This is a genomic window from Pantoea sp. X-Soil-MYKO-1289 (assembly GCF_059730625.1).
On sequence record NZ_AP036004.1, the window covers coordinates 3,837,839 to 3,859,333 of the forward strand.

Below are 21,495 nucleotides of genomic sequence, written 5' to 3' on the forward strand. Positions count from 1 at the left end.
GGCGGCCAGCGCGCAGTCACCGCAGCGTACTGTAGTACGTGAGGATGACGAGCACTGCCCAACCACAAGCTGGCAAGTAAGCCAGGCCTTAACGAGTAAGGATGAGGTGGATGCCGAAACCGGCGAATAGCACTCCCGCTACGCCATCGACCCACTTCGCCGCGCGCTGATACTTATCGCGCATCCACGGCAGAGCGAAAATCGCCGCCACCAGCGTGAACCATGCAAAGGTCTCGCCGACAATCAGCAGAAACAAGCCCCAACGCTCCAGCGCGCCGATGTCGTTGCCGACGAACAGCGAGAAGACGCTGCCGAAATAGATAATCGCTTTCGGGTTAGAGAGATTGGTGAGAAAACCTTTAAAAAAGCTTCTGCCCTTTTTCGGCAGATCCACCACCGGCGCATCCTGTACCGGCTGCTTATGGCGCTGACGCGCCGAGCTGAGCAGCTGCCAGCCCATCCACAGCAGGTAAAGGCCGCCGCCGACCATAATGATCTGATGCAGCCACGCCATCTTCTCCAGGATCAGATGCAGCCCCATCAGCGCAACGCCCGCCCAGATAACGATCCCCAGCGTAATGCCAAGCACGCCCATCATCGCCTCTTTGCGCGAGCGGCTGGCGGCGGTTTGCGAAACAAAAAAGAAGTCCGGGCCGGGACTCATCAGCGCGACCAGATGCACCAGCGCGACCGTGGCAAATAACATCAGCATAGGTAGTATCCTTTACTCTTCATCATCAAGATGCTCTTTGATCATCACCAGGAAAGGCTTGCCAAAGCGCTCCAGTTTGCGGTGGCCGACGCCGTTGACGCTCAGCATCTCCGACGCCGTTACCGGCATCTGCTCCGCCATCTCAATCAGCGTGGCGTCGTTAAATACCACGTAAGGCGGGATATTCTCTTCGTCGGCAATCGCTTTACGCAGCTTACGCAGCTTGGCGAACAGCTTGCGATCGTAATTGCCGCCGTAAATTTTCGGCGAGCTGCTGCTTTTCGGCTTCGCCGCGTTAAGGCGCGGCACCGCCAGCATCAGCGGCACTTCGCCACGCAGCACCGGACGCGCCGCTTCCGTCAGCTGCAGCGCGGAGTGCATGGCGATATTCTGCGTCACCAGCCCAAGGTGGATAAGCTGACGCAGCACGCTGACCCAGTGTTCGTGACTCTGCTCGCGGCCGATGCCGTAAACCGGCAGCTTGTCATGGCCCTGGTCGCGGATACGCTGGTTGTTGGCACCGCGCAGCACCTCGACCACATAGCCCATGCCGAAACGCTGCCCGACGCGATAGATGCAGGAGAGCGCTTTCTGCGCTTCCACCAGGCCATCGTAACGCTTCGGCGGATCGAGACAGATGTCGCAGTTGTCGCACGGCTGCTGACGCCCTTCGCCGAAATAGTTAAGCAGCACCAGACGTCGGCAGGTTTGCGCTTCGGCGAAGGCGCCCATGGCGTTGAGCTTATGACGTTCAATATCCTGCAGCGGGCCGGGCGCTTTCTCTTCCAGACATTTGCGCAGCCACGCCATATCCGCCGGGTCATAGAGCATCATCGCTTCGGCCGGCAGCCCGTCGCGCCCGGCGCGACCGGTTTCCTGATAGTAGGATTCGATATTGCGCGGTATGTCGAAGTGCACCACGAAGCGCACGTTGGGCTTGTTGATGCCCATACCGAACGCCACCGTCGCAACCACGATTTGCAGATCGTCGCGCTGAAACGCCTCCTGCACCCGGGCGCGCTGCGCGCTGTCGATGCCGGCATGATAGGCGCCGACGCTCAGCCCGCGGCTCTGCAGACGCGCGGCGGTGTCTTCGACCTTGGCGCGGCTGTTGCAGTAGATAATGCCGCTTTTGCCGCGCTGATCCTGAACGTAGCGCAACAGCTGCTCGGTGGGTTTGAACTTCTCCACCAGCGTATAGCGAATGTTAGGACGGTCGAAGCTGCTGATCTGAATCAGCGGGTCCTGCATATCCAGCAGGTGAACGATATCGTTGCGCGTGGTTTCGTCGGCGGTGGCGGTCAGCGCCATGACCGGCAGCTGCGGGAAACGCTGACGCAGCTGCCCCAGCGCGCCATATTCCGGCCGGAAGTCGTGGCCCCACTGCGAAATACAGTGCGCTTCATCGACCGCCAGCATCGCAGGCTGCCAGTGCGCCAGGCTCTCGAGGAAGTTATCCATCATCAGACGTTCAGGCGCGATATAGAGCAGCCTGACGCGGCCGGTGCGGCAATCCGCCATCACCTGCTGCTGCTGCTCGCGCGTCATGGTGGAGTTGAGGCACGCCGCCGCGACGCCGTTCGCCAGCAGCTGATCCACCTGATCTTTCATCAGCGAAATCAGCGGCGATACCACCAGCGTCAGGCCTTCCTGCACCAGCGCGGGGATCTGGTAACAGAGCGATTTGCCGCCGCCGGTAGGCATAACGACCAGACAATCCCGTCCGCTCAGCGCCGCATTGATGATGGTTTGCTGACCGGGACGAAAATGCTGATAGCCGAAGGTATCCTGCAATACCTGCTGCGCCAGCGCTTCCTGATTATGTACTACCGAGATTGCCACTGTATTCCTGTTGTTTTCCGGAGAGTCAGAACAGATCGTTCAGCATGACGCCGACGCCGAGACGCGTCTGACGATGGTTATAGTCGATAAGCGACTCGCCATAACCGCTAAACACCTGGGTATAGAAACGAACGTGCTCGCTGATCGGATAGCTCCAGCCCAGCGTCGCGCCGCCAAAACCGGTATTCCAGTTGTAGTTGCCTTCCACGCTGAAGATATTCTGGCCGGCGACATAGCCCAGCTTCAGACGGTAATAGCCCATATATTTGGTGATATCCGGGTTATCGTCTTCGCTGTCCGGTATGCGGTACCAGGGTTTTACTTCGGCGAGGAAGTTGCCGTTCTGCGCCATCAGGCGCGCATAGACGCGGTTCCAGCTGCGCGAAGTCGGGTCGCTGCGGCCGTTGGACTGGTGGTTAAAGCCCACTTCCACATCGCGCAGCGTCCAGCCGGCGAAGTCGTAATCCGTGGCCCAGCCGAGGAAAATCTGCGGCTCGTAGTTGGTCTCGCGAAACGGCGACGACTCGCCGCGGTTCGACAGCTGCCACCAGGAACGCTGCGTATAGGAGGCGGCCAGCACGGAGTTGTCACCCAGAATACCGCGCCACAGCGGAAATGCCAGACTGAGCTGAAATTTCACTTCATCTTTGCGCGCGTTGTCAGCCCAGTTATAGGAGGAGATCGCCTCTTTATTGATGTCGCTGGTGTAGGTATAGAGCAAGTAGTTGCTCTCATACGGATAGAGCACAAACGGATTGTCGTGCTTCTCCAGCAGGTTGGCGATAATGCTGCCGCGCACCTGAGGGGTATCGTGTACCTCTTTAACGGTGGCTTCCTCTGCCTGCGCGAGCGCAGGGAGTAACAGGGCGGCTGCTAACAAGGCGCGATGCTTGCGCATAACTTTCTCCGATGAAGGCTGCGTGTCAAATGAACGGGGAGTCATAAAAAGGAGGCCATTCTACACGCAAAAGGCGGTGAAGATGAGCGCTGATTTCCGAAACTGGAAACCCTCTCGCGCGCGGCTTAGAATACACAACTCGTTAACATTTCACGCCGTCAAAGGCGTATTCGCAGGATTGCCGCTATGTCATCACTGCTGCTGTCTCAGCAGGAAGCCCGCCAGATGGTGGGCGAAATTTTTGTTTACCATATGCCCTTCAATCAGGCGCTCGGCCTGGAGCTGGATCGGCTGGAGAGCGACTATGCCGAAATTAGCTTCGCCAGCAAAACCATGCTGGTCGGCAACGCGGCGCAGCAGATTCTGCATGGCGGCGTGATCGCCTCGGTGCTGGACGTCGCCGCCGGCATGGTCTGCGTCAGCAACGCCCTGACGCGCGCGGAGAGCATCAGCGAAGAGGAGCTGCGTCAGCGCCTGTCGCGCATGGGCACCATCGATATGCGCGTCGATTATCTGCGGCCCGGCCGCGGCGAGCGCTTTACCGCCACCAGCAGCCTGCTGCGCGCCGGCAACAAAGTGGCGGTGGCGCGCGTCGAGCTGCATAACCAGCAGGGCGACTATATCGCTACGGCGACGGCGACCTATTTGATTGGTTAATCGCCCACGCCGTGCGAAAATCAACTTTTTCCGGACGCTCTCTCTATGGATACGCAACAAACTCGCCAGGGTATTGGCTTCGCGCTCGGCGCCTACTTTATCTGGGGCATCGCCCCGGCCTATTTCAAGCTGGTTAAAACCGTTCCGCCGACGGAGATCATGACGCACCGCGTTATCTGGTCGGCGCTTTTTATGCTGGTGCTGATTAGCCTGAGCCGCAGCTGGTCGCAGGTGCGCAGCGTGCTGGCGCAGCCGAAGAAAGTGCTGTTGCTGGCGCTGACCGCTGTGACTATCGGCGGCAACTGGCTGCTGTTTATCTGGGCGGTGAATAACCAGCATATGCTGGAAGCGAGCCTCGGCTACTTTATTAACCCGCTGATTAACGTGGTGCTCGGCATGCTGTTTCTGCGCGAACGCTTTCGCCGGCTGCAGTGGCTGGCGGTGCTGCTGGCGGCGATCGGCGTGCTGGTGCAGCTGTGGCAGTTCGGCTCGGTGCCGCTGATCGCGCTCGGCCTGGCGCTGAGCTTCGCCTTTTACGGGCTGGTGCGCAAAAAGATTCAGGTCGATGCGCAGAGCGGCATGCTGATTGAGACGCTGTGGCTGTTTCCGCTGGCGGCGATCTATCTCTTTGGCGTCGCCGATACGCCGACCAGCCATCTGAGCGCCAACCCGCTGAGCCTGAATCTGAAGCTGGTGGCGGCGGGCATCGTGACGACGATTCCGCTGATGCTGTTTGCCGCCGCCTGCACGCGGCTGCGCCTCTCTACCGTCGGCTTTTTCCAGTATCTTGGCCCGACGCTGATGTTCCTGCTGGCGGTGCTGTTTTACGGCGAGACCATTACGCCCGACAAGATGGTGACGTTCGCCTTTATCTGGCTGGCGCTGGCGGTGTTTATTTTTGATGCGGTGGCGGCGACGCTGCGTAGCCGACGCGCGATAAAGCGGACTGCTTAGTCTGTTAGTTTGGTGCCTGCGCGCATGGCCTGGCCCGATCGCAAAGTCGCTTTACGCATCCCTGCTCGCTCGGCCCGCGACATCCTTGTCGCGGGACGCTTTGCTCTTCGGGCCATGCCATTCGCTAGTTAACCTCTCTGCGGCCTGTAAGATTAGGCCGTGCGGTTTGAGACGTTACAGCCAGTTCTTGCGTTTGAAATAGAGATAAGGCGCCAGGCCGGCGAGGATCATCAAACCAATCGCCGCCGGATAACCAAAGCTCCACTTCAGCTCCGGCATAAACTCGAAGTTCATCCCATAGCTGGAGGCCACCAGCGTTGGCGGCAGAAACACCACCGACACCACCGAGAAGATCTTGATAATGCGGTTCTGCTCGATGTTGATAAAGCCCATCGCCGCCTGCATCAGGAAGTTCACCTTCTGGAACAGCGATTCGTTATGCGGCAGCAGCGACTCGATATCGCGCAGGATCTCGCGCGCCTGCTCCAGCTGGTTGTTCGGCAAACGCGCCTTGCGCACCAGGAAATTGAGCGCGCGCTGGGTATCCATCAGGCAGAGGCGCACTTTCCAGCCGATATCTTCCAGCTCGGCGAGACGCGACAGCGCCTGGTCATACTCTTCGCCCTGCTGCCCTTCCATAATCACGCGGCTGAGCTTCTCCAGCGCGCTATAGATATTCTCGATCTCATCCGCCAGCTGTTCGATTTTGGTTTCGAACAGATCCAGCAGCAGCTCAAAGGCGTTGCCGTCGATCAGCGTCTGATTGCGAGCGCGCATACGGTAAAGGCGAAACGCAGGCAGCTCGCGTTCGCGCAGCGTATAAAGCCGTCCTTCGCGAATGGTGAACGCCACGGTGGAGTTGCCGGCGTGATCTTCCGCATCTTCATAAAAGAAGAAAGAGTGAATATGCAGCCCGTCTTCATCTTCGAAGAAACGCGCCGAGGCTTCAATATCCTCCAGCTCGGGACGCGTCGCCAGGCTTTGCCCCAGCTCGCTCTGCACGCGGTCGCGCTCGCCCTCTTCCGGCTCGATCAGATCGACCCACACCGAAGTGGTCAGTTTGTCGTTTTGGTCTTCCAGCTCCAGACGCGTCAGGCGGCTGCGATCCAGTTTAAATGCGCTCAGCATAGCAATACTCCCCATTGCAGACTTAATGGGACAAGGCCGTTGGCCGATCGGCCACGGCAACGCCTGAACATGGAAACGCTCGTTCAAAAGGTGAATCAGTGCTGACTCGTGCGACGGGATAAAAAAGGGAGGTCGCTGATAACCGCTAAGGCTACCCGCTAAAAGAGGAAGCCTTAGATGTTATTCCTGGTAACCAGGTGACTGAGCCAGCATCGACTGGGCGTATCCAAGGCGTTGTCCTCTCTTGATAATAGTGCGCGCATGTTACGCTGAGACGAAAAAGTCGTCAACCGGGACTAAGCGGTTTCCAGCTTCGCATAAGCGGCCACCAGCCACTTGATGCCCTGTCCCTGAAACGCCACCTGCACGCGGCTGTGTTCGCCGCTGCCTTCCAGGTTGATGATGGTGCCTTCGCCGAATTTGGCATGCTTCACGCGCTGGCCCAGCGAAAAACCGCTGTCGCTTTTCGAGATCGGCGCGCCCATGCGCTGATGGCTGACCGGACGGCTGACGCTGGCGCGCAGGCGCACCTCTTCGATGCACTCTTCCGGCAGCTCGCCGATAAAGCGCGACGGCCGGTGATAAACCTCTTTGCCGTAGAGCCGCCGCGACTCGGCGTAGGTCAGCGTCAGCTTCAGCATGGCGCGCGTCACGCCGACATAGGCAAGACGCCGCTCCTCTTCCAGACGGCCGCCTTCATCAATCGACATCTGGCTGGGAAACATCCCCTCTTCCATGCCGACGATAAAGACCTGGCTAAACTCCAGCCCTTTCGCCGAGTGCAGCGTCATCAGCTGCACCGCATCCTGCCACTTGTCGGCCTGGCCTTCGCCCGCTTCCAGCGCGGCGTGCGACAGGAACGCCTGCAGCGGCATCAGATCTTCGTCTTCGTCCTGATAGCTGAACTGGCGCGTCGCCGTCACCAGTTCCTCGAGGTTTTCGATACGCGCCTGGCCTTTTTCGCCTTTCTCCTGCTCGTACATCACCCACAGGCCGGAATCTTTAATAACGCGGTCGGTCTGCACGTGCAGCGGCATCTCGGCGGTTTCGCTCGCCAGTGAATCAACCAGCTCGCAGAAGCGCTGCAGCGCAGAGGCCGCGCGCCCCGCCAGCGCTTTGGTTTGCAGCAGCTCGCGCGTCGCCTGCCACAGCGTCATCTGGCGCTCGCGGGCGGTCTGACGCACCACGTCGAGCGTACGATCGCCCACGCCGCGCGTCGGCGTATTCACCACGCGCTCAAAGGCGGCATCGTCGTTGCGGTTGGCGATCAGGCGCAGATAGGCGAGCGCGTCTTTGATCTCCTGACGTTCGAAGAAGCGCATGCCGCCGTAAATGCGATAGGGCATGCTGCTCTGCAGCAGCGCCTCTTCCAGCACGCGCGACTGGGCGTTGCTGCGGTAGAGAATGGCGCAGTCCTGCAGGGCGTTGCCGTTCTCCTGCCAGGTTTTGATGCGGTTGACCACAAAGCGCGCTTCGTCCAGCTCGTTAAAGGCGCAATAGATCGAAATAGGATCGCCGTCGCTGCCGTCGGTCCACAGCTCTTTGCCGAGACGGCCGTTGTTGTTGGCGATCAGGGCGTTGGCCGACTTCAGGATATTGTTGGTGGAGCGATAGTTCTGCTCAAGGCGAATAGTTTCCGCCGCCGGGAAATCCTGCAGGAAGCGCTGGATGTTCTCGACCTGCGCGCCGCGCCAGCCGTAGATCGACTGATCGTCGTCGCCGACGATAATGACCCGACCGCTGTCGCCCGCCAGCATGCGGATCCAGGCGTACTGAATGTTGTTGGTGTCCTGAAACTCATCCACCAGAATATTGCTGAAGCGCTCGCGATAGTGATTGAGAATATGCGGCTTATGCAGCCACAGCTCGTGGGCGCGCAGCAGCAGCTCGGCGAAATCCACCAGTCCGGCGCGGTCGCACGCCTCCTGATACGCCTGATAGATGCGCAGCCAGGTCTGCTCTACCGGATTGCCGTAGCTTTCGATATGTTTCGGGCGCAGTCCTTCATCTTTTTTGCCGTTGATGTACCACATGCCCTGACGCGCGGGCCACTGCTTCTCATCCAGATTCATCGCTTTAATCAGGCGCTTCAGCAGACGCAGCTGATCTTCGCTGTCGAGGATCTGGAAATCCTGCGGCAGGCCGGCATCAAGATGGTGCGCGCGCAGCAGACGGTGGGCGAGGCCGTGAAAGGTGCCGATCCACATGCCGCCCTGGCTGGTGCCGATCAGCTGCTCGATACGGTGACGCATCTCCGCCGCCGCTTTGTTGGTAAAGGTCACCGCCATAATTGAATAGGGCGAGCAGTTCTCTACCGAGAGCAGCCAGGCGATGCGGTGCACCAGGACGCGCGTTTTTCCGCTGCCTGCGCCTGCCAGCACCAGCAGGTTGCTGCGCGGCGCCGCCACGGCTTCGCGCTGTTTGTCATTCAAACCGTTGAGCAGATCAGAAACGTCCATAGGCACCGTTCACTAAAGAAAACAAAAAGCGAACCCTGAATCATTCGGCTTGCAGCAAGAGGCATGATTCAGGGCACGACTGGATAAATTTACAGCCATTATAACAGTGAGGTCAGGGATGCCAATCGCGAAATTTCCACGTGCGGCACCAGCCGCGCATCGGGCACCTGCATCAGGTTACCGCCGCGCAGGTTGATCCAGCACGCCTGCAGGCCGCAGCGCAGCGCGCCAGCCACGTCGGTGGTCAGGTCGTCGCCCACGTGCAGAATGTGCTCCGGCGCGATGCCGAGCCGCTGCGCGGCGAGATGATACATATCCTGATAAGGCTTCGCGCGGCCATCCGGCCCGGCGCGCAGCGCGAACTGGAAATAGTCGGCGATGCCGAGCTGCTCCGGGCGCGCGTTGCCGTTGGTGATCGCCACCAGCGGCACTTTTTCGCCCAGCGCCTTCAGGGTCTGATGCGTCTCTTCCGGCATCTCGACCTGACTGCGCCAGTGGTGAAAGACGCCCATGATTTCATCGGCGCCCGCCGTCGCTTCCTGCGCGGAGAGTCCGGCGTTCAGCAGCGCCAGCTCGACCGAGCGTCGACGCCACTCCGACACGTCGTGATAAATATCGGGCTCGCGCGCCAGCAGCTCGTCGCGCAGCCGTTGATAATCGAGCGGCGTAAATTCGCGCAGCGACGGATGGTAGGCCTGCAGCGCCGCATGCGACTCGGCGGTGGTTTTGCGGATCACCGGATAGTTGTCGTAAAGCGTATCGTCGAGATCGAAAGTCATCGCCTTCACGGCGCGTAGCGGACGGTAAAACTTCATTCGTTCTTTCCTCGTTTGGCGCGGGGATGCGCAGCGTCATACACCGTCGCCAGATGCTGGAAGTCGAGATGGGTATAGATCTGGGTGGTAGAGAGATTGGCGTGGCCCAGCAGCTCCTGCACCGCGCGCAGATCGCCGCTCGACTCCAGCAGATGCGTGGCGAACGAGTGGCGCAGCTTGTGCGGATGAATATGGCTGGCGACGCCCTGCTTCACGCCCCATTCGGCGAAGCGTTTTTGCACGTTGCGCGCCGAAATGCGGCGTCCGCGGCTGGAGAGAAACAGCGCGTCATCCTCGCTGCCAAAGGCGGCGCGCAGCGGCAGCCACTGCTCCAGCCAGGTGACGGCGGTGCGTCCGATCGGCACGCGGCGCTCTTTGCTGCCCTTGCCCACCACCCAGACGTCGCCCGCGTCGAGATCGACGTGGCGGCAGTCCATATTCACCAGCTCAGACAGACGCAGCCCGCCGCCGTACATCACCTCCAGCATCGCGCGGTCGCGCACCGCCAGCGGATCGTTAAGATCGATCTCCAGCAGCTGATTCACTTCGTCGACGTCGATGTTCTTCGGCAGATGGCGCGCGTTACGCGGCGTGGTGATCCCTTTGGCGGGATTGGCGGAGAGTTTGCCCTGGCTGACCTGCCAGTCGAGAAAGCTGCGCAGCGCCGACAGGCGCAGCGCGAGGCTGCTGGCGCCTAATCCGGCGCGACGGCTGCGCGACGCCATGCTGCGCACCTGCGCCGGCTCCAGCTGCGCCCAGCTCTCCAGCTTCATCTCTTCGGCCATCTCGCTCAGCGTCGCCAGCTGGCGCGCGTAGTTTTCTTGCGTCAGCGGACTGAGCTGACGCTCTACCCTGAGGTAGCGCAGGAATTCGTCGACGGCGGCCTGCAGCGCGCTCATGCGCGTTCCACCCAGCGCGACAGCAGCTCCGGCATCATCTGCGCCAGATGCTGCAACAGCAGCGTGCCCATGCCGGCCTGATAGTGCTGGCTGTCGCGGCTGCTGAAGATCAGCACGCCCAGCTCGCCACGCTCGCCCATCAGCGACATCGCGACCGACCCGATCGCTTTAGCCTGCGGCAGCAGCAGCAGCAGTTCGGGGCCGTTCAGGCTGCCGAGAAAATGGTGCTGCTGGCCGAAGCGCTGGATGCGCAGCGGCTCGAACGCCTGACGCGACAGGCTTAGCTGCACAAATTCCGAGGGCGCGCCCAGCCGCCATTTGTCGGCGAAAAGGCGCAGATTGGCGCCCGCCAGCCCCAGATCGCGCGCCCAGCGGTGCAGGCGGTTGAGCATCTCCTGCAGCGAATCGGCCGACGCCAGATGGCCCTGCAGCGCCAGCAGCCGATCGAACAGCTCATGGTTGGCGCTGGCCTGTTCCATCAGCAAGGTGATCTCCTCTTCCAGCCGCTGGATATGGTTGCGCTGGCGCGCCATATGCCACTCCACCAGCGACACGCTGCCGCGCACCGGATGCGGCACCGCCATCTGTTCGACCTGGCGGGCGTTGCGGATAAAGAAATCAGGATTCTGCTGCAGATACTCGTTAACGGCCTGATCGTCCAGCAGGATCGTATTGTCAGCCTGCTCTTCGATATTTTTCATAGATGAATAAACCCATCGTAAACGTGTGTGGCGGGTCCGGTCATAAACAGCGGCTGACCAGCGCCTTTCCAGGCGATGTGCAGCGTGCCGCCCGGCAGATCGACGCGCACCTTCGGCGCCAGAATGCCCTGCTGAACGCCGCAGGCTACCGCAGCGCACGCGCCGCTGCCGCACGCCTGGGTTTCGCCCGCGCCGCGCTCGTAGACGCGCAGGCGAATGTGCTCCGCCGACACCACTTCCATAAAGCCGACGTTGACGCGTTCAGGAAAGCGCTCGTGGCTTTCCAGCGCCGGGCCGAGGGTCTCGACTGCGGCGGTCTGCACGCTGTCCACCTGGATCACGCAGTGCGGATTGCCCATCGACACCGCGCCGAACATCACGGTCTGTTCGGCGACGCGCAGCAGATAGAGATTTTCCGCTTTATTCGCGCGGAACGGCACCTGCTGCGGTTCGAAGTTGGGCTCGCCCATATTGACGCGCACCAGCTCGTCCGGCGTCACGCTCAACACCATGCGTCCGGTTTGCGTGCTGACGCGGATTTCGCTTTTGTTAGTCAGCCCTTTCAGCCTGACGAAGCGGGCGAAGCAGCGCGCGCCGTTGCCGCACTGCGCCACTTCGCTGCCGTCGGCATTGAAGATGCGATAGTGAAAATCGAGATCGGGATCGTAAGGCGGCTCGACGATCAGCAGCTGATCGAAACCGATCCCCAGATGGCGATCCGCCAGCCGGCGAATCAGCTCCGGCGAGAAAAAGACGTTTTGCGTCACGGCATCCACAACCATGAAATCGTTGCCGAGTCCGTGCATTTTGGAGAACTGCATTTTTTGCTCCGCCGGGTGCGCCATTACAATTATTCTGCTGACATGCTGGCGTTGCCGCCGCTCACCAGTCCGTGCGTGTCTGCCTGAGCCGCACGCTGTTGCTGCTGCTTTTTCTGCTGCTCAGCTTGCTGTGGAGTTTGCGTTTTCGGCTGGTCGGCGGGCGGGAAGTAAAGCGGTCCTTTTAGTCCACAGCCTGCCAGGCTCGTCAGCGCCAGCGCCATTGCCAACAGGCTTTTTACTCTCTTCATCTCTTCTGCTCTTTTGTCCTTAACCTGGTTGCTTATCATCGCAGTTGAAGATGGAAAAGCAACAGGAAATCCCCGCAATTCGCGTGCGCGCGGTGACGTTCTAAGGAAAGAGCCGCGCGGCGAGCGCGGCGTCAGTGTACCTGGTAGCGCGGCTGGTAATCGCCGTTGTCGTTATCCGGCTGCGTGGCGCAAAGCTGGGCCAGCGTCTGGCTGCGGAACGGGATCACCTGGAAGCGGTCGCCGGTATTCACGATCTGGTAGAACTGCGGCAGGTTGAAGTTGATAAAGCTGGAGCCGTAGGTAAAGCGATCGTGCGAAGAGGAGTAAAAGCGGCTGACGTCGCGCACCAGCTCCTCTTTGCTGCCTTCGCAGTGGTGATAGACCTCGACGCGGTTGGTTTCATCCAGAATATAGATGTTGAAGCCCTGCTCGTCGGTGGTGTCTTCGAAGAAGAACTGAATAATGCCTTCGCTGGCGTAGCCGTTCACCACCGGCGGCAGCGGCGTCTGGTTCGATTCCACTTTAATCGACAGGCCGTGCAGCTTGTTGTTGGAGATCGCGCCGTAGAACTCTACCGCGTTTTCCAGCTTCTGCACCGACACGCTCATGCGCTCGAAGAACAGACCCCACGTCTGGCCCGCCATGCGCAGCGCTTTGAAGCGGCCCGGCTCCTGACGCGTGCTGGAGAGACGCAGCTCAATGCATTCGGAGACCAGCTGCTGAACGCGCGTGCGGATCAGCCCGCGCAAATGCTGGCTGTAGCAGAAGACTTCCACCGTGTCCGGCGGCGAAGCGTCCTGATGCATTTTGCCCAGAATGGTTTTCAACGCCTCGATCATCGCCTGCTCGCCGCTGAAGTGCAGCGTGCGCACTTCATTCCACGAGTTGCGGTAGAGCAGATCGACACTGCCGATCAGGCACTGCTGCTGCTGACCGAAGCTAAAGACGTCGAGCTTGCGAAAATCGAAGTGCACCACCTGATTGCGGAAAGCGGAGGTCGGATCGTGCTCAAGGTTGACGATAATCGCCAGATGGCGGATTTCGCACGGGCTGTAGAGCGCTTTCGGCGTCGGCGCAGGCAGGCGCAGCGGGAAGTGCGACGAGACGTCGTTCACCAGCTCCTGCAGGCGCGCCAGATCGCAGATCTCGTTGCCTTTGATATGCAGGCGCGTTTTGCTGGTCAACAGGCCGTTGAACCACGCCCAGGCCACCAGCTTATTCAGATAGCGGTTATATTCCAGCGGCTGATGGCTGATGATCGAGCTCATATCCGGCGCCTGGTTATAGAGATACCAGCCTGAGCGGTTGGCTCGGCCCGCCGGAACGTGAATAAAGGTCAGGTTCTCTTCCGAGAGGTCAGGCGAAATCTGCGGATTAACCAGCGTGACCTTGCCCGGCAGCGCTTCAAACGCGGCATACAGTTTACGCGTCAGCACGCCGATATCCTGCGGACTCGCGCTGACGCTTAAATTGTTGCGGCGGGCAAAACGGATTAGGTTGCGATAGCTCTGCATCATCGCATCCAGCAGTTCGTTATGCGCCTCGCGCACGCGTTCGATTTTCCAGCCGCCGCGGTTGTCGAGAATCGCCAGTTTTTCCTCGTCCCAGCCCCACTCTTTTACCAGCTGCGACAGGATCTCGCGTCGCCAGCCCGAGCGGCTGCTGGTTTCGTCGGCGCTCAGCTTCTCGCACACTTTCAGGTAGAAGCAGCGGCGCACCAGGTCGAGGCGCGGCCGATCGTCCACGCTGGTCAGGTAGTGCGTCACGCGCTCCAGCATCATGCAGTAGGGGTCGAGGCCGAAGCTGACGATTTCGCCGTCGTGCAGGCGCTGTTTGATATCCATCGCCAGCAGCTGGGTGTTGGGATACTCCCAGCTGTAGGCTTCCAGCAGCAGCGTTTTCAGCACCGCTTTATAGGGCGAGTCGATACTTTTATAGAGCTGCCACAGGCTGGCGCCGAAATACTCTTCCGCCGACAGCGTGCCCAGCCCGCCGAGGTCGAGCCACTCGTTAGGCGTCAGCACGCCCTGCGCGTAGAGCGACATCACATAGTCGTCGTAGTGATGTTCTTCTTCACACGGCACCATATTCCACAGGATGCGTTTGCCCGCCATGCGCACGGCGGTACGGTAGAATTCGTCGAGCAGCAAAATATGCTGCGTCGAGCCGCAGTCTTCTCCGCCGAGACTGCCGCTTTCGTTATGGCGGAAGCGGTTTTCATCAATCAGGAAGAAGCTGACTTCCACGCCCATCGATACGCACCACTTCTGCAGCAGCGTGCATTTGCGCTGCAGGTTGAGGCGCTCTTCATTGTCCAGCCATGACTGATGGCAGACCCAGATATCCAGGTCGGAGACGCTGTTCTGCCCAACCGATGAGGTGCTGCCCATGGAGTAGATGCCGGTAATCGGCATTTCGCCGGTGGGCGAGACATCCAGCGTCAGCTCGCGGCTGCCCGCCAGTTCGCGCATCAGCAGAAGCTGGTTTTCTTCAGGCGTGAAGAAACTGATGCCGCGGGGAACGTTACCGTCGAAGTAACCCGGCATCAGCGGATGATGATAATGTAGTAAGGTCGGCAGCAGACTGTATACGTGCTGGAAAGCAGGTCCCATCGCAGCCAGCGCGCGATCGACACGCAGCTGATTAATGGCATCCAGTCTCTGTTTCAGTGTCTCAATGTAGAGGTACAAGACGTTTCGCCTGATTGTCCCAGTGTTTAAGCAACCTGTTTCCTCAATCCGCCGCTTTGTAATCGAAAAAGTTGGACGAATTATTGCTGGAAACGTGATCAATCTAACACCTGGCAGATTGACCGTAAAGAAAGTTGCGCTACCTAACAGTTTAGCACGTTCCTGTTCGCTTCCTGCGCTTTCGGACACCGGCAGTCCGCTTCATCCTCTTTTCACTGGCGAATCTTCCCGCCAGCCCGGTCAAATAATCCGTTGAAACTGTCAGCCATCAGCCGACAATGATAGGATATTCGGTGAACGATCAAAATGGTTAACAGCATGTTAGACAAAATTTTCAGAATTGCTACAAGACAAAGTCCTCTCGCGCTCTGGCAGGCACATTATGTCCAGCAACGCCTGATGGCCGCGCATCCGGGCCTGCGTGTGGAGCTGGTGCCTATGGTCACCAAAGGCGACGTCATCCTCGACACGCCGCTGGCGAAAGTCGGCGGTAAAGGACTCTTTGTCAAAGAGCTTGAGCTGGCGATGCTGGAAGATCGCGCCGATCTCGCGGTTCATTCGATGAAAGATGTGCCGGTCGCCTTCCCCGCAGGACTGGGGCTGGTCACGATTTGCGAGCGCGAAGACCCGCGCGACGCGTTTGTCTCAAACCACTACGATTCGCTCGACGCGCTGCCGCAGGGCGCGATAGTCGGCACGTCCAGCCTGCGCCGTCAGAGCCAGATTAGCGAACGCCGCCCGGATCTGGTGATCCGTTCGCTGCGCGGCAACGTCGGAACGCGCCTGTCAAAACTCGACGCCGGCGAGTATGACGCCATTATTCTGGCGGCCGCCGGACTGATGCGTCTGGAGCTGGAGTCGCGCATTCGTCAGCCGCTGCCGGCGGAAATCTCTCTGCCCGCCGTCGGCCAGGGCGCGGTTGGCATCGAATGCCGCCTCGACGACAGCGAACTGATTAATCTTCTTCAGGCGCTCAATCACGACGATACCGCCGTCTGCGTCAAAGCCGAGCGCGCGATGAACACCCGGCTGGAAGGCGGCTGCCAGGTGCCGATCGGCAGTTTCGCGCTGCTGGAGGGCGACCAGCTGTGGCTGCGCGGCCTGGTTGGCGCGCCGGACGGCAGCGTAATGGTGCGCGGCGAACGTCGCGGCCCGCGCGCCGAGGCGGAAGCGATGGGCGTCTCTCTCGCCGAAGAGCTGCTCGGCAAGGGCGCGCGCGACATTCTGCGCGAGGTCTACCAGGGGCAGCCGCCGGTATGACTATCCTGGTCACTCGCCCGGAACCCGCCGCCAGCGCGCTGGTGACTCGCCTGCGCAGCCTTGGCCGCCAGGCCTGGAGTCTGCCGCTGATTGAGTTTGCGCCGGGCAGCGACCTCGATCGACTGCCGCAACAGCTTGCCGCCCTACGCGGCGGCGACCTGGTTTTCCTGCTTTCTCAGCAGGTGATCCACTATGCGCAGCCTGCGCTAATCCGTCATCACGCAGCGTGGCCTGCGGACGTAGGCTATTATGCAATTGGTCGTAGCACCGCGCTGGCGTTTCACACCGCCAGCGGTCGCCACGTCGATTATCCGCATGCGCAGGAGACCAGCGAAGCGCTGATAAACCTGGCGGCGCTACAGCGCGTGTCCGGTAAGAAAGCGCTGATTTTACGCGGAAATCCAGGACGCGAACTGCTGGCGGAAACGCTGACCGCGCGCGGGGCGGAAATCTCATTCAGCCAGTGCTATCAGCGCTGCCAGAAGCACTACGACGGCCCGGTTGAAGGTCGACGCTGGCGCAACCGCGGCGTCACGACGCTGGTGGTCAGCAGCGGTGAAATGTTACAACAGCTGTTTTCTCTGTTCCCCGCGATCGATCGCGAGGAATGGTTATTGCGCTGTCGACTGGTTGTCGTCAGCGAACGTTTGGCTACGCTTGCCGGAGAACTGGGCTGGCAGGATATTCAGGTAGCCGATGGTGCCGATAACGACGCGCTGCTGCGCGCGTTACGCTGAACTTAATCATGGGATGTGCCACAGATGACGGAACAAAAAGCGACCTCCGCCACGGTCGAAGAGACTACGCCAGCGGCAGACACTTCGCCCTCTTCTCGCCCGCAACCGCCGCGCGACAAAAAGAGCGGCGGCATGGTGCTGGGCGCGGTGGCGATTGTCATCGCCCTTGCGACCGGCGCGGGTTTATACCTTAACGGGAAACATCAGGCTGAACTTCAGGCGCAGGCGAATCAGAGCCTGAGCGACAAGCTGAACGCCTTGCAGCAGCAAGCGGGCAGCGACAAACAGCAGCTGACTCAGCAGCTCAGCAGCGCGCAAAGCGCCCTGAACGACGCGCGCACCCAGCAGGCCGCCACGGCGAAAGAGCTGGAAGCTTTGCGTGAAAAAGTCGCGACCATTTCCAGCAATGACGTGAACGCCTGGCTGGTGTCGCAGGCGGACTACCTGGTGAAACTGGCGGGCCGCAAGCTCTGGAGCGACCAGGACGTCACCACGGCGGCAGCGCTGCTGAAAAGCGCCGACGCCAGCCTGGCCGATATGAACGATCCGAGCGTCACCAGCGTGCGTCGCGCGCTGACGCAGGATATCAGCACCCTTTCGTCTATCGATCAAATCGATTACGACGGCATTATTCTGAAGCTGAACCAGCTCTCTAACGGCGTCGACAACCTGCGTCTGGCGGATAACGACAGCGACGACGCGCCGATGGACAGCGATGGCGGCGAGCTGACCTCTTCGCTGCGCGAATGGCGTCAGAACCTGGTGAAAAGCTGGCATAACTTTATGGATGATTTCATTACTATCCGCCGTCGCGACAATACGGCGCAGCCGCTGCTGGCGCCGAACCAGGACGTTTATCTGCGCGAGAACATCCGCTCGCGTCTGCTGATCGCCGCGCAGGCGGTGCCGCGTCATCAGGACGAAATCTATAAGCAGTCTATCGACACCGTATCCAGCTGGGTGCGCGCCTGGTATGACACCAACGATCCTGCGACCAAAGCCTTCCTGACGCAGCTGGATGAACTGAGCCAGCAGAGCATCAATATGAACCTGCCGGACAATCTGGAAAGCCAGCCGCTTATCGATAAGCTGATGCAGACGCGCGTGCGCAACCTGATTGCGCAGCCTTCCGTCGCCGCTGACCAGCAAGGGGGCTAAGCGCATGCTTAAGGTATTTATCCTGTTCATCCTGCTGATCGCCGGTATTGTGGTCGGTCCGATGATTGCCGGCCATCAGGGCTATGTGCTGATTCAGACCGATAACTGGAATATAGAAACCAGCGTCACCGGTCTGGCAATCATTCTGATCGTCAGCCTGCTGGTTATTCTCGGCGTCGAATGGCTGCTGCGTCGTCTGTTTCGCACCGGCGCCCGCACTCGTGGCTGGTTTACCGGCCGCAAACGCCGTCGCGCGCAGCGTCACACCCAGACCGCGCTGATGAAGCTGGCCGAAGGCGATCACCGCCAGGTAGAGAAGCTGCTGTCGAAAGACGCCGACCACGCCGAAGTGCCGGTGGCCAACTATCTGCTGGCGGCCGAAGCGGCGCAGCAGCGCGGCGATGAGATCCGCGCCAACCAGCATCTGGAGCGCGCCGCTGAACTGTCAGACAACGACGTGATCCCGGTTGAGATTACCCGCACACGTATTCTGCTGGCGCGCAACGAGGATCACGCCGCGCGTCACGGCATCGATCGTCTGCTGGAGGTCGCGCCGCGTCATCCGGAAGTATTGCGTCTGGCGGAGCAGGCTTACGTGCGCACCGGCGCCTGGAGTTCGCTGATTGATATTCTGCCTGCGATGGAAAAATCGCAGGTAGGCGATGAAGAGCATCGCGCCCACCTGCAGCAGCAGGCGTGGCTGGGCCTGATGAATCAGGCGATGGCCGATCAGGGCAGCGACGGTCTGAAGCGCTGGTGGTCGAATCTGAGCCGTAAAACGCGCCAGCAAACGGCGCTGCAGGTGGCGATGGCAGACCATCTGATTGAGTGCGACGATCACCAGACCGCGCAGGATATCGTGCTGGAGGGCCTGAAACGCCACTATGACGATCGTCTGGTGCTGCTGATGCCGCGCATTAAAAGCAGCAACCCGGAAGCGCTGGAGAAAGCGCTGCGCCAGCAGATCAAGCAGCATGGCGCGACGCCGCTGCTGCACAGCACGCTGGGACAGCTGCTGATGCGCCATGGCGAATGGCAGCAGGCCGTCGAAGCGTTCCAGCAGGCGCTGGCGCAGCGCCCCGATGCGTTCGACTACGCGTGGCTGGCGGATGCTTACGACCGCATGCATCGTCCGGAAGAGGCAGCGAAAATGCGCCGCGAGGGCTTACTGCTGACGCTGAAAAACAACCCGAATGCTTAATGTTGTTGTTACTTGTTTACGCCGGGCTTGCCCGGCTTTTTTTTGCCCTTTATCCGCCGCAAAAAAAAAACACCTGCCAGAGGCAGGTGTAAAATCAGGTCGGTAAGACAACCCTGAGGTATCCGACTCAACGGTATGTCTGTTGGCCCTGCAAGGGGTTAACGATGCAGGCAGGCAGACAACGGATACCCAAAAGTGGCTCTGCGTCATTCCCAGGTTTATGCAGCATCAGCAGACATAAGAGGTGGAATGAGCATCTACGCGCTAAGTATTGCACAGAGCGTGCCAGGCTGCAGAAAATAGATTAAATACTTTATTTTCATAGTGATAGATTACTGCGTCATCCTCTGGCGCGCCGATCTTGTCTGCCTCAGACGACAACTGGCCCGCTTGCTGTCTCTTTTTAGAGACGATGAAAGATCCCTGTTGCTAATTCATTTAAAATCAACGCATTAATCGTCTCCAGATAGAGACATTCTCTTCTGTGTCTATTCCACACAAGCGATGATGTTTATAAGTGGGTAACGTAAAGCATCTGTCGACAAGGATAGAGCCTGCCCAGCTATTCAGACAGGCAGCTCATTAGCTGAAACGCGGATGGCAAGGGCGGAAAAGCAAAGCGTCCCGCGACAAAACTAAAGAACGCATCTCCAGCGCTGTCATTTAAACAGGCAGCTCTTCAGTTAAAACGCGGATGGCATAGATGGAAGAGCAAAGCGTTCTGCGACAAGGACAAAAACGCCGGGAGCGTTTTTGAACAGCGCGTAGCGTTGGCCCGTTTACGGGCGCACCTCAGGGATGAGGTGCGTACTCGCGCGGGCCGAGCGCGCAGGGATGCGTACAGCGACTTTGCGATCCGTCCATGGCATCCGCGTCGGCACAAAGCTTGCAGCCAGCAGCCCGCTTTTCTACAGACGAAAAAAAACCTGCTTTTTCAAGCAGGTTTATAAAATGGTCGGCGAGAGAGGATTCGAACCTCCGACCCACTGGTCCCAAACCAGTTGCGCTACCAAGCTGCGCTACTCGCCGATAATTTTTATTGTTTTGTTTTGCCTGGTGCGAAGAGAGGGACTTGAACCCTCACGTCCGTTAAGACACTAACACCTGAAGCTAGCGCGTCTACCAATTCCGCCACCTTCGCGTATCCCAGCAAAATCTGGGGTGGCTAATGGGACTCGAACCCACGACAACTGGAATCACAATCCAGGGCTCTACCAACTGAGCTATAGCCACCACAATTCGTTATGTTGCAAGCCACCGACCTACACCATGTAACTCTTTACTAACGCGGTAATGTAACCACCGCAGCTCCTGCGCACAAACTAAATGGCGCGCCCGACAGGATTCGAACCTGAGACCTCTGCCTCCGGAGGGCAGCGCTCTATCCAGCTGAGCTACGGGCGCGTAGCGCCGTTGCGGATGGGCATACTACGGACTTGGGGTGATGCTGTCCAGTGCTTTTTTAATAAAAAAACGCGTTTGATTACGCTTTGTGCATTTCGTCGAGTAATGCAACACTCTGGCTATTTCCGCAGCGAAAAAAGGCCGCAGTAATCAGTAATATCAGAGATCGCCGCGCCAGTGATAGCGCAAATATTTAAGCAACTTTAGCTGGCGACGCAGCCGGCTGGGCTGTCGAATCAAACGATAGAGCCATTCCAGCCCCAGACGCTGCCAAATCTTCGGCGCGCGCTTCACGTGGCCGGTAAACACGTCGTAGGTGCCGCCTACGCCCATATAGAGCGCGTGCGGCCAGCGCGCGCGACAGTCGCGCATCAACAGCTCCTGACGCGGCGAACCCAGCGCAACGGTCACGATACGCGCGCCGCTGGCGGCGATGCGGGTAAAAAGCGCATCGCGATCGGCCGGCGCGAAATAGCCGTCCTGCGCGCCGACGATATTCACATTCCACTGCCGACGCAGCTTATCGCAGGTTTCATCCAGCACCGCCTGACGTCCGCCGATCAAAAACACCGGCGTGCCCTGCCGTCCGGCGCGCTCCATTAACGCCTCCCATAAATCGGCGCCCGCAATGCGCTGCACCTCGGCATGGGGATACTTTTTACGCACAGAGCGCACGATGCTGATGCCGTCGGGATATTTGAATTCCGCCTCCTGCAACAGCGCGCGCAGCGCGTCGTCGTGCTCCGCCGTCAGCATCTTCTCGGCGTTGAGCGCCACTAACGTTCCGCTGCGTGCCGTCTCGCCCGGCAGCAGAAAATCCACAAAGGCGGACATAGTGTCGAAACCATACAGCGACACGCCGCGAATCTCATACTGCGGCGCTTCCGGTAACCTTGTCATGGTTGAGTTCT

Annotated in this window: 18 protein-coding genes and 4 tRNA genes; 6 read left to right on the plus strand and 16 right to left on the minus strand. The window is 59.6% G+C overall.

The window, feature by feature from the left end; genetic code table 11:
* Positions 1 to 88: 88 nt before the first annotated feature.
* From rhtC to pldA, 3 genes are read right to left on the minus strand one after another with little or no spacing between them, the layout of a single operon-like run.
* Complete coding sequence (rhtC, locus tag AC6I7Z_RS18250; RefSeq protein WP_497815226.1) at positions 89 to 712, minus strand: threonine export protein RhtC; 624 nt, start codon at positions 710 to 712, stop codon at positions 89 to 91.
* Positions 713 to 724: 12 nt separating this feature from the next.
* Positions 725 to 2,554: an ATP-dependent DNA helicase RecQ gene (gene recQ / locus AC6I7Z_RS18255; RefSeq protein WP_033793114.1), complete on the minus strand. Its 1,830-nt coding sequence runs from the start codon at positions 2,552 to 2,554 to the stop codon at positions 725 to 727.
* Positions 2,555 to 2,579: 25 nt separating this feature from the next.
* Positions 2,580 to 3,452, minus strand: a complete 873-nt coding sequence (gene pldA, locus AC6I7Z_RS18260) for a phospholipase A (RefSeq protein ID WP_497815227.1) — start codon at positions 3,450 to 3,452, stop codon at positions 2,580 to 2,582.
* A gap of 186 nt (positions 3,453 to 3,638) precedes the next feature.
* On the opposite strand from pldA, the gene AC6I7Z_RS18265 reads away from it, so the two are divergent.
* Together AC6I7Z_RS18265 and rarD are read left to right on the plus strand one after the other, a co-directional pair.
* Positions 3,639 to 4,109, plus strand: a complete 471-nt coding sequence (locus tag AC6I7Z_RS18265; protein ID WP_033793112.1) for a thioesterase family protein — start codon at positions 3,639 to 3,641, stop codon at positions 4,107 to 4,109.
* Between the two features lie 45 nt (positions 4,110 to 4,154).
* Entirely contained in the window at positions 4,155 to 5,063 is a 909-nt protein-coding gene (gene rarD, locus AC6I7Z_RS18270) for an EamA family transporter RarD (RefSeq protein WP_497815228.1), read from the plus strand.
* 174 nt (positions 5,064 to 5,237) lie between these two features.
* Here rarD and corA read toward each other — a convergent pair whose 3' ends face one another.
* The 8 genes from corA to AC6I7Z_RS18310 form a co-directional block, all read right to left on the minus strand.
* On the minus strand, positions 5,238 to 6,191 hold the full coding sequence (gene corA / locus AC6I7Z_RS18275; RefSeq protein ID WP_081137941.1) for a magnesium/cobalt transporter CorA: 954 nt from the start codon (positions 6,189 to 6,191) through the stop codon (positions 5,238 to 5,240).
* Positions 6,192 to 6,487: 296 nt separating this feature from the next.
* Entirely contained in the window at positions 6,488 to 8,650 is a 2,163-nt protein-coding gene (gene uvrD / locus AC6I7Z_RS18280; protein ID WP_497815229.1) for a DNA helicase II, read from the minus strand.
* A gap of 98 nt (positions 8,651 to 8,748) precedes the next feature.
* Complete coding sequence (gene yigB / locus AC6I7Z_RS18285) at positions 8,749 to 9,465, minus strand: 5-amino-6-(5-phospho-D-ribitylamino)uracil phosphatase YigB (protein ID WP_497815230.1); 717 nt, start codon at positions 9,463 to 9,465, stop codon at positions 8,749 to 8,751.
* Positions 9,462 to 10,364: a tyrosine recombinase XerC gene (gene xerC, locus AC6I7Z_RS18290; protein ID WP_033754584.1), complete on the minus strand. Its 903-nt coding sequence runs from the start codon at positions 10,362 to 10,364 to the stop codon at positions 9,462 to 9,464. The genes yigB and xerC overlap by 4 nt, the downstream gene beginning before the upstream one ends.
* A complete protein-coding gene (locus AC6I7Z_RS18295) occupies positions 10,361 to 11,065 on the minus strand; it encodes a DUF484 domain-containing protein (protein ID WP_497815231.1) in 705 nt (234 codons plus the stop codon). Before AC6I7Z_RS18295 ends, xerC begins: the two co-directional genes overlap by 4 nt.
* Positions 11,062 to 11,886 (minus strand): diaminopimelate epimerase, encoded by an 825-nt coding sequence (dapF, locus tag AC6I7Z_RS18300; RefSeq protein ID WP_497815232.1) that lies wholly within the window; start codon positions 11,884 to 11,886, stop codon positions 11,062 to 11,064. Before dapF ends, AC6I7Z_RS18295 begins: the two co-directional genes overlap by 4 nt.
* A gap of 29 nt (positions 11,887 to 11,915) precedes the next feature.
* Positions 11,916 to 12,134 carry an LPS translocon maturation chaperone LptM gene (lptM, locus tag AC6I7Z_RS18305; RefSeq protein WP_033793146.1) on the minus strand — a complete coding sequence of 73 codons (219 nt, stop codon included), beginning with the start codon at positions 12,132 to 12,134 and terminating at the stop codon, positions 11,916 to 11,918.
* Positions 12,135 to 12,265: 131 nt separating this feature from the next.
* Positions 12,266 to 14,824: a class I adenylate cyclase gene (locus AC6I7Z_RS18310; protein ID WP_497815233.1), complete on the minus strand. Its 2,559-nt coding sequence runs from the start codon at positions 14,822 to 14,824 to the stop codon at positions 12,266 to 12,268.
* A 318-nt stretch (positions 14,825 to 15,142) separates the two neighbouring features.
* Here AC6I7Z_RS18310 and hemC point away from each other — a divergent pair, with 318 nt between their 5' ends.
* Genes hemC through hemY form a run of 4 tightly spaced genes read left to right on the plus strand, consistent with a single transcriptional unit; the run spans position 15,143 to position 19,180 of the window.
* Positions 15,143 to 16,084, plus strand: coding sequence for a hydroxymethylbilane synthase (gene hemC / locus AC6I7Z_RS18315; protein WP_497815234.1), 942 nt, complete (start codon positions 15,143 to 15,145; stop codon positions 16,082 to 16,084).
* Complete coding sequence (gene hemD, locus AC6I7Z_RS18320) at positions 16,081 to 16,821, plus strand: uroporphyrinogen-III synthase (protein ID WP_497815235.1); 741 nt, start codon at positions 16,081 to 16,083, stop codon at positions 16,819 to 16,821. The genes hemC and hemD overlap by 4 nt, the downstream gene beginning before the upstream one ends.
* A gap of 24 nt (positions 16,822 to 16,845) precedes the next feature.
* Positions 16,846 to 17,979, plus strand: a complete 1,134-nt coding sequence (gene hemX / locus AC6I7Z_RS18325) for a uroporphyrinogen-III C-methyltransferase (RefSeq protein WP_497815236.1) — start codon at positions 16,846 to 16,848, stop codon at positions 17,977 to 17,979.
* A 4-nt stretch (positions 17,980 to 17,983) separates the two neighbouring features.
* Positions 17,984 to 19,180, plus strand: a complete 1,197-nt coding sequence (gene hemY / locus AC6I7Z_RS18330; protein ID WP_497815237.1) for a protoheme IX biogenesis protein HemY — start codon at positions 17,984 to 17,986, stop codon at positions 19,178 to 19,180.
* Positions 19,181 to 20,132: 952 nt separating this feature from the next.
* Here hemY and AC6I7Z_RS18335 read toward each other — a convergent pair.
* The 5 genes from AC6I7Z_RS18335 to wecG all read right to left on the minus strand — a co-directional run bounded on the left by AC6I7Z_RS18335 (position 20,133) and on the right by wecG (position 21,484).
* Positions 20,133 to 20,209, minus strand: a tRNA-Pro gene (locus AC6I7Z_RS18335).
* Positions 20,210 to 20,234: 25 nt separating this feature from the next.
* Positions 20,235 to 20,321 (minus strand) — tRNA-Leu (locus AC6I7Z_RS18340).
* A 16-nt stretch (positions 20,322 to 20,337) separates the two neighbouring features.
* Positions 20,338 to 20,413, minus strand: a tRNA-His gene (locus AC6I7Z_RS18345).
* A gap of 94 nt (positions 20,414 to 20,507) precedes the next feature.
* A tRNA-Arg gene (locus tag AC6I7Z_RS18350) sits at positions 20,508 to 20,584 on the minus strand.
* 159 nt (positions 20,585 to 20,743) lie between these two features.
* Positions 20,744 to 21,484, minus strand: a complete 741-nt coding sequence (gene wecG / locus AC6I7Z_RS18355) for a lipopolysaccharide N-acetylmannosaminouronosyltransferase (protein WP_497815238.1) — start codon at positions 21,482 to 21,484, stop codon at positions 20,744 to 20,746.
* Positions 21,485 to 21,495: the final 11 nt, after the last annotated feature.